Annotated in this window: 12 protein-coding genes; 6 read left to right on the top strand and 6 right to left on the bottom strand. The window is 57.4% G+C overall.

Annotation, left to right across the window (positions count from 1 at the left end; translation table 11 throughout):
• Positions 1 to 616: 616 nt before the first annotated feature.
• Positions 617 to 883 carry an integration host factor subunit beta gene (locus OXT71_07360; GenBank protein ID MDE2926197.1) on the top strand — a complete coding sequence of 89 codons (267 nt, stop codon included), beginning with the start codon at positions 617 to 619 and terminating at the stop codon, positions 881 to 883.
• A 30-nt stretch (positions 884 to 913) separates the two neighbouring features.
• Entirely contained in the window at positions 914 to 1384 is a 471-nt protein-coding gene (locus OXT71_07355) for a hypothetical protein (GenBank protein MDE2926196.1), read from the top strand.
• 316 nt (positions 1385 to 1700) lie between these two features.
• On the opposite strand, the gene OXT71_07350 is transcribed toward OXT71_07355, so the two are convergent.
• From OXT71_07350 to OXT71_07325, 6 genes are all read right to left on the bottom strand, one after another.
• Positions 1701 to 3374 (bottom strand): VWA domain-containing protein, encoded by a 1674-nt coding sequence (locus tag OXT71_07350; GenBank protein ID MDE2926195.1) that lies wholly within the window; start codon positions 3372 to 3374, stop codon positions 1701 to 1703.
• A gap of 237 nt (positions 3375 to 3611) precedes the next feature.
• Positions 3612 to 3872, bottom strand: coding sequence for a hypothetical protein (locus OXT71_07345; protein MDE2926194.1), 261 nt, complete (start codon positions 3870 to 3872; stop codon positions 3612 to 3614).
• 113 nt (positions 3873 to 3985) lie between these two features.
• Positions 3986 to 4567: a hypothetical protein gene (locus OXT71_07340; GenBank protein MDE2926193.1), complete on the bottom strand. Its 582-nt coding sequence runs from the start codon at positions 4565 to 4567 to the stop codon at positions 3986 to 3988.
• Positions 4564 to 5169, bottom strand: coding sequence for a redoxin domain-containing protein (locus tag OXT71_07335; protein MDE2926192.1), 606 nt, complete (start codon positions 5167 to 5169; stop codon positions 4564 to 4566). The genes OXT71_07340 and OXT71_07335 overlap by 4 nt, the downstream gene beginning before the upstream one ends.
• Positions 5170 to 5596: 427 nt before the next feature.
• Entirely contained in the window at positions 5597 to 6070 is a 474-nt protein-coding gene (locus OXT71_07330) for a hypothetical protein (protein ID MDE2926191.1), read from the bottom strand.
• Positions 6071 to 6357: 287 nt separating this feature from the next.
• Complete coding sequence (locus OXT71_07325; GenBank protein ID MDE2926190.1) at positions 6358 to 6945, bottom strand: sigma-70 family RNA polymerase sigma factor; 588 nt, start codon at positions 6943 to 6945, stop codon at positions 6358 to 6360.
• Between the two features lie 1375 nt (positions 6946 to 8320).
• Between OXT71_07325 and OXT71_07320 the strand changes: the two genes are divergently transcribed.
• The 4 genes from OXT71_07320 to OXT71_07305 all read left to right on the top strand — a co-directional run.
• A complete protein-coding gene (locus tag OXT71_07320; protein ID MDE2926189.1) occupies positions 8321 to 8548 on the top strand; it encodes a hypothetical protein in 228 nt (75 codons plus the stop codon).
• 17 nt (positions 8549 to 8565) lie between these two features.
• Positions 8566 to 9534: a phospholipase D family protein gene (locus tag OXT71_07315; GenBank protein ID MDE2926188.1), complete on the top strand. Its 969-nt coding sequence runs from the start codon at positions 8566 to 8568 to the stop codon at positions 9532 to 9534.
• Positions 9535 to 9898: 364 nt separating this feature from the next.
• On the top strand, positions 9899 to 10054 hold the full coding sequence (locus OXT71_07310; GenBank protein ID MDE2926187.1) for a hypothetical protein: 156 nt from the start codon (positions 9899 to 9901) through the stop codon (positions 10052 to 10054).
• Between the two features lie 842 nt (positions 10055 to 10896).
• Positions 10897 to 11116, top strand: a 220-nt coding sequence (locus OXT71_07305; GenBank protein ID MDE2926186.1) for a hypothetical protein, incomplete at its 3' end; no start/stop codon positions are given.

Genomic DNA, 11116 nt, shown 5'->3' with positions numbered 1-11116 from the left:
CCCCGGGGGTTATTGGGGTGGGGTCTGGGCCCCCCCCCAATTTTTCCCGGGCGGGGGGGGGGGGGGGGTGGGTCCCCAAAAAAAAACCCCCAAAACCCCCCCTGGGGGGGTCGCTCCCGTCCAATTGATCCCTGTCGGGAAGGCCACAAATGACACCCATAGCGGGCAAGAAGGCCCGCATGAGCGCCCCTGATATTCACGAGCAACGGCTGGAGGCCCTCAAGAAGCAGGCGGTGGAGAGGCTCCGTGCGCGCCGCCCTTACCGCTGTCCTGGCTGCGGATATCGGAGCTTTCAGAGAGACTGTCCCCGCTGCGGTGAAACCTGCGAGACTGCGTCTCGGCCACCCTCATGAACTTCGAGCGAACCGGTGCCGGATGCCGGGAGTTCCGAGTTGGGCCGGGCGAGAGGTGTCACCCCTGCTGCGAATGTTTCGGTCCGGCTGTGCTCCAGATCCTTTCCCGCTGACGGATTCCCCCCTGAGGGTTTGTATCCCGGAAAAGCCCATTCCGGCTCCGGATTGACTTCTCACATGCGGAGCCTGAACCGAACCTTGACATCCCGAACCTATGCCCACTATAAGACAACGACTGGCACCTCAGGGGGCACTTCCAAGCTGTGATCAAACAAGACATTGTGTCACGCGTCTCCGAAAAGGTGGGATTGACCAAGGCGAGGTCCGAAGAGGCCGTCGAGACCGTGCTGGAGGTGTTGAAGCGCGCCCTGAAGCATGGGGAACGCATTGAGTTGCGGGGCTTCGGAGTCTTTCTGGTCAAGCCGCGGAAGAGTGGCATCGGCCGCAACCCCAGGACGGGAGCCGTGGTCCCCATTCCTCCCGGCAAGACCGTTCGCTTCAAACCCGGGAAAGAAATCCGCTCCGGCTGACCTCCCTGCCTCCGGACGAGTCCTTCGTCAGTGACGGAACGTTCTCCCCAAGACGAGAACCTGCCGGCGCCGCTGCCGGAGAGGCCCCGTTACAAGCTGGCCCTTCTGCTGCTCCTCGTCACCCTCGTCACAACTCTGTGGGCCGGGTCGCTCTGGCATATCAGCTTCATGCTGGGCAACGGCCAATCCGCACCCGACACGGCGGGTTTCCTCGTGTGGCCGAACTTCCTTCTCGGAATCCCCTATGCTGTCAGCGTCCCGGCGATTCTCCTGGCACACGAATTGGAAAGGACTCCAAGCGCTCCCGACGACCTCTTACAGTACGGTGCAGACGTCGATGCTCACACTGACCCGCAGGATGGCGGCGCTGAGCCTGGAAATGCGATCCCGCTGCGCCGGCGGAGTATTGCGTTCGTTTGCGACGTGGGCAGTAGAGACTCTCCTGCCGCCCGCTCCGGCCTCGACCCCAGAACCGAAGACGACCCTTGGACCGCTCTTTAGGTGGTTCCCCTCGAATCTCTAAGGCAGTGAGTGGGGCGCGCGCTTCGAAGGTGATACCCGTGGATTCCCGACGCCGTGGTGGGCCACCATCGAGATTACGACGCGGCGGGAGAAGCCGTGATCCGTATGTTCGTCGAGGTCCTCCACCGCGATGCTGAATACATCTTGGTCCGGAACTCGGCCAAGGGGCAGACTAGACGAAGACAGATAACCTCGAAGGGAAAGGAAAAAGCATGAGCGAAGGAGTAACCATTGCGTCAACGATCGTGGGGACTTCGCGAGTATGGGTGTGACGTTCTTGCTGATGAACAAGAGTCTACTTGGGTAACACCTCCTCGGCTCCGATTCTATGGGTCGCAGCCGACAGCTCTCCCGAGAGACTCTGACGCAGAACGACGACTAGATCCCGGCTTTCTTCCGGCATTTTCGTCTCCAGCGAAGGACCGAAGCTCTCGTACTGCTGGAACGACTTGAGTTCCTGTTCCGAAAAATCAATGTCCAGCGCCTTGACGAACAGGAATTTCTCTCCCAGGGGCTCGCCCGCAGCGTTGAAAGGCATGCCGAAAATTTCCAACTGACATCGTTTTCGATCCCCTTCGGCGGAGAAGGTCAGGGCTTGGTTGGGAATCAGCGGTTGCACGACCCACTGCTCACCCTGGCGGCGGACGGAAAGCTGGAACGGAAAATCCCGATAGAGATCGGGAAACTTAAAGGCATTGGCCAAATCGGACTGGGCCGCCTTCTCCGGCGCCACGCTTTCATACCCGCGACGGTACCGGAGCTTCAGGCCCTTTCGTTTCACCGTGACCTCGATCCGATGAAACTTGCCGTCCTCCAACTTGGCATCGGGAACGTAACCCAGAAGGTAGTAGGAACGGCTGTCCAGATACGCCGTTCGTATGGGACTGACGAGTTCGTTCTCGTTGGTGAAGAGGAGGCCTCCCGTGTCCTCCGACAGGGTGGCCAGGAACTCCTGTGTCGCCTCCGCGTCTCCGATGTCGAAATACGTGCTGTGCTGGAAGGGAACCACCATCAGCCCGCGAGGGTCGATGCTGTAGACCGACACTTGGTTGCGATTGGCCTGATCAACGGCGGAGCGGAGACTCCTGGCGTAGATGGAGGCCATGTTGCCGATTCTGAGCTTGGACAAAGTGGTTAGAGTGGGCGCCCGAGGCCCGTACATCCCACGATGCAATTGGGCCATCCTTCGCTCGATTATCTCCGACACTCTGAGTCTGGCATTGATGGCATACCCTCTCGAGAAGTAAATCACCCGCTTTCGGCCCGGGAGCGAACCCAGGTATCGGGAAAGGGCCGAGATCGCCCGGCAAGAGAGATCCAAGCGGGTTCTCAGGTTCGAGAGGTACTGCTGCGCCTCCATTACCGCGTAGGATAAGGGTGCCTCTTTGAAGCGATTGAAGATCTCATCCACCCGCTCCGCAAACTCCTCCAGGCTGACCTGTTCACGACGATAGGGAACCCGATCCAAGGCCCGCTCCAACTTCTCCAGATCTCGGGTAAAGGGTTGGTCGACATGGAACGCGGGCCGGATCGTGACCAGCATGGCCAAGTCTCCAGGATCCAACTCCGAGCGGAGAAACTCCCGGACGGCTTCCTTGCTCCGTTCCGCCGAGTTGAGGTCCATGGTCTGGAGGTCCAACAGAAAAACAACATAGCCGCTTGGCCTCGCTTGAGGCATACTCCGGTGCCCCGGGGCCACCGAGGCCAGTAGCTTTCCCGATTTTTCGCCCGTAGTCTCAAACTGTTCTAGCCTGAAAAACTGGATCTTCCGGCGCTTTCCGTTCTCTAAGACCGCGATTTCATCCTGACGAAGATCGGAGACGAACTGCCCCTTTCTATCGGTCGCTACAAGGTCGACCAGCACTAATTCTGATTCGGCCCGAAATCTGGGAGTCTCGTCTCGTCGTTGCACAGCCTGAGACCACGAAAAGGTTTCCAAGAGCAGGAACACCCCGAGCAGGGTCGCCATAGATTGGAAGTCAATACCTCGAGAAACCCACTTCATGCCGTGTGACCTCAATAAGCCAGCGTCCCGTCGAGGACCATGTCCTTGAGTGGTAGAGTCGAGGGCAGGCGCGACGGTCGTAGGCAGGAGGAAGTCGCTGTTGCTGGCGGCATTCGCCATCATATCGGTGCCTCATTCTCCACCGTGGCCAAGTTTCCTCTCCCCGCTCATCGATTTCAGGCATCCGGCTCGCGGACGAGATCATACACGCGGCCACGGAAAGCTGACCGTTCGCAGTCCAAGGCGGGTGAGTCTCCACTCCTTCCAGAGTCGCTCGCCCGCGAAGCGCACCGTCTTCCCGGCACTCACCTTGTGTTTGCGGCACAGCCACTGGCGCAACCGCCCATCACTGATGCGATGGACCATGGTCTTGATCAGTTCGGCATGGAGGATCTGGCCGAAGTAGTCCGGCAGGTCGGCGTCCATCACCTTCCGGTAGCCCCGGTTCGGCTCCCTATGCACGTGCTTGACGGCATCGCCCGCGCTAATGACAAGTGTTTGACTAAATAAAGACCGAAATAACCGACGAGTCGAATCCCGCAACGCAGCTGTACCTTCCCATCCTTGCAACATCTTCAATAGGCAGTATCTATACCTAGTACCTCTGTCACTTCTCTCCATGTAAGCCATGACGAGAGGCGACCTAGCCAAACCTTTTCCACGCGTCCATCCGTCCCTAGGATAAGCGTCTGAGGTGTTGTAGTCAGTCGGTAGCGTCTTAATATGCCCTGATCACTCGCCACACGAACATCAGCTTGGAGAAGTCGTGCGTATTCCTGCAACTGCTCCCTCGTTCTGTCCATCTCCAATCCCTTTGTTGCGAGCACGATCACACGGAAGCGTTCGCGATCAAGGCCTTTGCTGATCGTCGTCCAATAGGGGAGGTTGTCACTGCAGTAGTTACAGGTTGGAGAAAGCAGAAACAGAACCTGTCTAACAGGCGAATCAGAGAAATCTAGGAGTTCCTTCTCCCCCTCATTTCCCTCTGCATCAACTCGCTTGACGGACAGCGGGCCAACGGTCTCCCCCGGCCTCGCTCTTGCCAACTCCGCGCGCTGTGAAAACATTCGCATGAGAAGGATGTTCTCAACGTTAATAAGTATTGCAGAAACTAGCAAAATCGCCAGAATTGCCCATTGAAACAGTCTTGTACTCAATTTGCGTTTACTCCCATCCGATTGGCAGGCCACCAGTATGGACGCAGTCGCTCCTCAAGTCTATTGCGACTCCTACTGTTGTCCAACGAGGTGAAGTAGTCCACAACCTCACCTCCTTTAGATACTACAATCGTCAAAGGTGCCCGCACGATTCCATTATTGTCCAGTATTTCCCGCGAAACATCTCTGATTATGGGAAACGCAGCTGGATTCTGCATCAAATAACCATCGGCATCTCCAGGATCCACGAAGAGGCCCGCAAACCGAACATCGGGAATTTGAAGGAAATCTGCAAGAGTATTCCAATATGTCATTGTACTAGCACATTCTGGGCAAAATTCGGTTTGCATTACGATAAGCACAGTCGCTGATTGTTCATATGCTATTCGTATGGGTTTTCCTGTCTCATCAAATCCTTCAAGTGGCTGCAATGGTTGACTAAGCTCTACCCGGCTCGGATTAATTTGACGCAGAAGACCGAGTCTAGCCTGAAGATTCGCTCGCGTCCGGTATCCGGCAACATTAGCAAGAACCAAAAACGCCAATACCACTACGAAGTGCCAATGAATTCTCTGTCCAACTGACCAGAATACTTCCGCCATCACGCTCTTTTCGCTCTCTATTTTACAAGACAGAATGCTTTAGCTCTCTCCCTCCAATGTTCCGCCAAGCACCGTGACACAAAATGTGACAGTGCTTTTAATGCCGAACGGTCAATTTCGCATGAGCAAGCTATTCGACCGTAGCCGGCAATCTGGAGTAATCCTCAGACTATTACGTGCCAGCGCAGTAACAGTGCCATGTTCCGCCACTCCATTGAATGCTACAAAAACCACCTTTATCGTCGCAATCCTCATTATAATCCGTACAGTCAGTGTTGAACATACAGTAGCATATACCATCATCGGTAGAACACCACCAGTTACCAGTTGCTTGTTCAATGGCAATTGGCACAATTACCAACACGACGGTAAATAGTATCAGAGCTTTTCTCATTGGGCAGTCCTCCAAATTCTCAAATAATTACTGTTAAGGCTCGTCATTCCCGAACTTTCGGGACCTATATACCGGCTTACCCGAATAGCCACCAAAAAGTGAGGCCAAAATTTCAGAGGCAATCTGCGGCTCCCGTCTGAAGTGATACAGTGTTTCTTTCAAAGCTGGATTCCTCGCAACAGCCTCTTCCATCGTCATACCCCGTTCCTCCAAACGCTTATGGAACTGGTTCTCGAGCCTGACTAAACTGGTGCCATTGGTATTGCTGAGACGAGCAATGTCAATGGCGTTTCGGCCCTCATTCGTTTGAAATAAGGGATCTGCACTCGCCTCCAGAAGCTTCTGGAGGATGGACTGGCCGTTTTCACTCGGCATCATCATGGCTTTCTGAGCTTGCAGATACAGAGGAGTCCTTCCCTCCAGATCCTGAACATTAGGATCAACTCCGGCCTCCAATAGAGCCGGAACCTGTTCTGGTGTCTCGGCAAGGTGAAACGGCGGCGTCATTTGTCGTGATGACCGGCTGGAGGGAATCCGGGGCCTCTCCCTCGGGCCACCACACCAGACAAAGCAAGATGAGCACCCCCAACAAAACCGTGCCGAGTTTCCAGTGTGTGAGTTTCATGGCATCAACCTCCTTCCTTTCTGGGCGGGTGACACCGGGTCACCCGTCTTGAGGTCTCTCCCTCTACCCAGTACAACAATCGAAACCCTCCTTTCGTCACAGTTTTTTGAAAGCGGTGACTTCAGGGGTGATTTTAGGGGGCGCCAAGATCAAGGGCGCTTAGGCGGTCCTACCCCTTCGTTTCTCTGTCCGAAGTAGGCCGAATGCGCGCATCGATACGCCGCTGGAGCAGCTTGACGGCACGATGCAGCCGAGTGGAGACGTTCGAGAGGGAGACATGGAGAAGGTTCGCCGTCTGGCGGGTGGAGAATCCTTCAACCACGCGCAACTCGATCACTTGGCGGTAGGTCTCTGGAAGAAGTGCAATCGATTCTCGCAGCAGGCCCAGCATCTGCCTCTCTTGCGCCAAGTCCTCAGGAGTTCGGCTAGACGCTTCGATCTCATAGAGGGGAGCTTCTCTTCGCCGCTGGCGTTGGTGACGAAGATTCTTGGCCGTGTTGGCCACAATCTTCCCCACCCAGGGACAGGCCTTCGGTCCGTCGAAATAGGCATGGTTGATCGATTGCAGCACCTTGATCCAGCTGATTTGAAGCGCATCCTCGGCAAGGCTGTCGTCTTTGGCGATCCGCTGGGCCAGAGGCAAGAATCGCTCGGAACAGCAGATGATCCACCCTTCCACGTTGCCCTCCAGAAGAGCGCATTTCGTGATTTCCGGCTTGAGAGCCGGATCGGGTAGGATATCCAGGTGATTGGTCACGGTTGCCTCCAAAATATAGGGATCACCCCTCTAACAAGTACAACGCTCGAAATCGCCATCGGTCACAATTTTTTTCTAGGCGGTCGCTTTCCGAAGTGACTGGAGACAGATACTACCGATCGAGGGGGGTCTGGCTGAGGCAATCCCTTCGTCCTGTAGCCGTTATGTGGGGCCGGTTGAAGGCGGACATCGAGGCGCGGCTGGGGCAGTTTGACGGCACGATTCGCAATCTGGCCGACCTGGACATTATCAAAGCAGGGTTGAACTCGGGACCGCCGGGTCTTCACCCGCGAATACTTGAACACCGATGTCGATTCTCTGGAGCCGTAGCACGATTCGCCCCGCAGCGAAAAACCCGGATCCAGAAAGGAGGAGATGCATGGGCAACTATAAGGTGAAGGATAAGGTCGAGGCGGCGTATCGGCGCACGGACCTGTTTGAGCGTCGGAGCCGGCTCATGGACGACTGGGCGGGCTATCTGGCTGGCGAGAGTCGATAACCGGGGGCCGGACTGCACCGTTGGGTGGGACAACGGACGCCCACCCAAACCGGTTGGCGGGAGGTTGATTCTGACCGCCGAAAAGTGGCGTGTCGTGCCAGCCCGGGACTGTGAATGGGACATGCGGGGTGGATTCACAAAAGGCGGTCCCAGTCGGTCACAAATGCGCTTTCCCCGATCTCTTTTCCTCTCAATCAGTTGCGGCCGTATTCCCGGGTCCAGCGGTGCCGCACGGGGAAATCGGAGGTGGACGGGAGTGCCCCCCTTTCTTTCTGCCCGGTGCGGGCACGGGGGTGTTGCGCTATTTACATTTGCGCAACACCCCCTGGGAGGGCTCCCATCGATATTATCTCTGGCGGGAAGGCCCCGGAGAAGAATCCGGAAGACCTGTTATGGCTCTGCCAGGCGTCCGTTCCCGACACGTGGTGCATGATCCCTGTATGACCACAGGCGACACGTGCCACTGGGGGCCGCTTGAAGCAGGAGGATTTTCCGCGTCCTCTGGGACGAGGACCTGAACCGAACCCCGGAATGTCTGAACTCGGAACGTGATGTGGATGTCAGCGTCCGGGTCCGCTCCCTGCTACCAGGCAAAACCGAGCCAACAAAGCCAGTGGTACGGGAGACCGACGTCCGCTCCCTGCTACGAGGCATAACCCCTTTAGGACTGAGCGTAAGGGAAGCCGCTCGGGTGCACTCCCATCTACGAGGCGAAACCGAAAAACTCCCCGAGAACCTGGTCTTAACTAGGTGCTCCATTGAGCGGCGGGAGGAGGATTTCGTCGAGACGGGCAACAAGTTCTGGGGATGGTTGATAAGTGTGCTCGCTCTGGCCCGTGATTTGGGCAAGGGATAGACTGGAGACGGGAAGATCTCATGCCGGACCAATTCACGACTGTTACCCTTCCGATCTCTGGCGGTTTCCTCCTCCTCGCTGGCCTCATCCTGACCCAGTCCCGCGCCATCCGTTCGGAGCTTCGCGAAGCGGCACAAGAACGTACTGAACTGCGCAACCAGATCGGGGAACTCCGGGAACGCATGGCGCACCTACAGGGCCTGCTGGAAGGTCTGCGCGAAGCCATTACGCGCCGCAACGTCGCATGAGTAGCTCTGAGACTTTGGTGCCGAGACTGAGCACTCTGATCACCCGCAAGGACATACGAATCCGTTTTTCCCAAAACCTTGAGTGGGCATCCGAAATCGATCTCGCGACGGCGTGGGCAACTCCCAACGAAGGTCTCTGTTCATTGCGCCGCCAAAATCCTCGCCTTAAAGTTCGCGCGATCGTCGGCCTTTCGGGCAACATAACCGACCCGGACGCATTGCGAGAATTGGCCGATATGGGGGAACTGCTCGCTGGTCCTGCCTCTGGCGACAAGCGCTCTGGCGACAAGCGGCTTTTTCATCCAAAAGTCTACATTTTCCGAGGGGCAAGCAGATCCCGTGCTTGGATTGGAAGCGCGAATTTCACGTGTCGCGGTTTCGGGGGGAATGAAGAGGTACTGTTTGAGACTTCGGACACGGAAGATGTGGAGTGTTGGTTTGATCGGCTATGGAAACAGTGCAAGTGCACTCCACTCGACGAGTCCGCCATCAAATCCTACGAGGACCATCGGAAAGAAAACCCGCCACGCCAACCGTCGTCGTCGTGGAAACCACCCCGGCGGGCTCCCAAGCTACACTCGCCCGGGGACGGCTGGATTAAGCTATCCAAATACGATCCGCCGAATGGCAGACCCTGCCCGTCGGCAATCCGGTTCTGGGATGGTAAGGAACAAAAACTGAGTCACTGGTACGAGGTTCTCACCAGTGTCGTCGAGAGGCTTTACAAAAACTCACTGCTCAACCTCGAAGATCATCTCCCGCTCACACCGGACCGTCCGTATAGGAATTCTATCGTGAATACTAAACCGGTGCATTCGGATGACAGAATGTTTGAACGCTTCAAGAAGATTGAGGGAGATCCGCCGCTGTTCGTGAACGTGCAATGGGAGTCTAGACAAATCCCGCAGCATGCCAAGGTGGTGTTAAAGCGCTGCGATCAGAATCCTGAAAAAGTGTACTTGCAGGTAGCCCCCAGCCCCGGATAACCTCCTTGTTGGGCGCTGAGACCCACGCCCCCGGTTCCGCTAAGAACCACTTGCCGACAATCATTCGAGGCCCCCGAAGGAGGGATCATCACCGGGGTCGCCGCCGTAGACGGCCCGGAAGCGCTGCCGGTCCGGGCGCGGGAACGCCGGGGCGTCGGGCTGTCTTGCCGCTCCCGTGACGAATGGGGTGATCCCGAGAAATAAGACGCCCTCAGACGGCCTCTGTTGGCTTGAAGGGGCAACACGAAGGGTGAGGCCTAAGCCCGGGGCGACGCCCCCGCTCTGTCCACGCCTCGCGGCGGAGGGGAGATTTCTCGCAACGGACGCAGGCCGTCATTTTGCTGCGGCGGAGTTGGCGGCTTCCGTGGTGACAGATGCAGACAAACCTCCCCAGTGGGTGTCCATCCGGATCACCTACCCCAATTCCTGCTCGCTAAAGTACTACGAGCGGGACCTGAAGCTGCGGGCGATGCTGGAAGCCTCCGGTATCGAACTCAAGGAACCGTCCGAGAACAGCTAAGAGATGAGATGCGAATCCATCCTGGTGGCCGTCGAAAATGTCCGGCCTTGGGGGTGTGGACACGCGGCGATCCGGGGCTGACGCGTCCGTTCGTAACCGTTCGGTCAAGCCGTGGGGATCGACTTCCTGAGCCGGGCCTGCGACCTCGCGCTCAAAGGGGGCAAGCACCTGGCGAAGTGCCACTCCTCCACCTCCAACTGGGTGGAGGCACAGACCGGATAATGTGCCCCATCGCGTCGGAACGATGCGGCCGGATCGCGTGCTGCGTAAGGACTTTGCGGTCGTCGATCACCTGCCGTTTTCCTCTCCCAGGGAGGTCTAACTGCCGCGAAGAGTGGTTCAAGCCCGACAGCAACCCAACAGGATCTGATAACTGCGGCGAGAATACCGACCGACCGTTCTTCCACGGCTTGACCGAACGGTTACGTCCGTTCACGGCCACGAAGGGCCAAAGACATCCGATTCATCCCGGTGGAAAGAATGGGGGGAAGAGCGGTGGTGAAAAACTGACAACTCTTTTATAGTGAATGGTTTACGGACCTTATAGAAACAGTCCGCGAGGGAAAATTGGACGGGAGCGACCCCCCAGGGGGCGTTGCGCTAACGTAAGTTGGGCAACGCTGCCGTGCCCGCACCGGGCAGGAAAAAGGGGGGGTCGCTCCCGTCCACCTCCGCTTTCCCCGTGCGGGCACGGCGAAGCCGGGAATGTGGCCGTAACGGCATGAGCGACAAAGAGATCGGGGAAATCGGAGGTGTAAGTCAAAAGGCTTCCGGGATGTAAGTCGCGTCTTTTGTCTCCCTTACACCTCCCGATCGACACCGGGAAGCCCGTTCACCTCCCCATGAAACTCGTCGATCCGCAGGTGACGCAACTGTTGCAGGCGTTGGGCCTTTCCCGGCGGCTGTTCCCGTGCCGCCACTATGCCGGCCACGCCCAGGGACGGGGCCGGTACTTCCCCCGCAAGCTCCGCCTGGCCCTGGAGGAGGACCGGGCGACCTTCGTCTATGTCGATCCCGGCCGGGACACCGACTCGGAGCTGCTCTCGTGGGGGGCGGAGCACG

This window comes from Acidobacteriota bacterium, assembly GCA_028874215.1.
In the GTDB taxonomy this organism is placed as follows: domain Bacteria; phylum Acidobacteriota; class UBA6911; order RPQK01; family JAJDTT01; genus JAJDTT01.
Note: the sequence above shows the minus strand (reverse complement) of the source record. Positions and strands in the feature narration are given on the sequence as shown.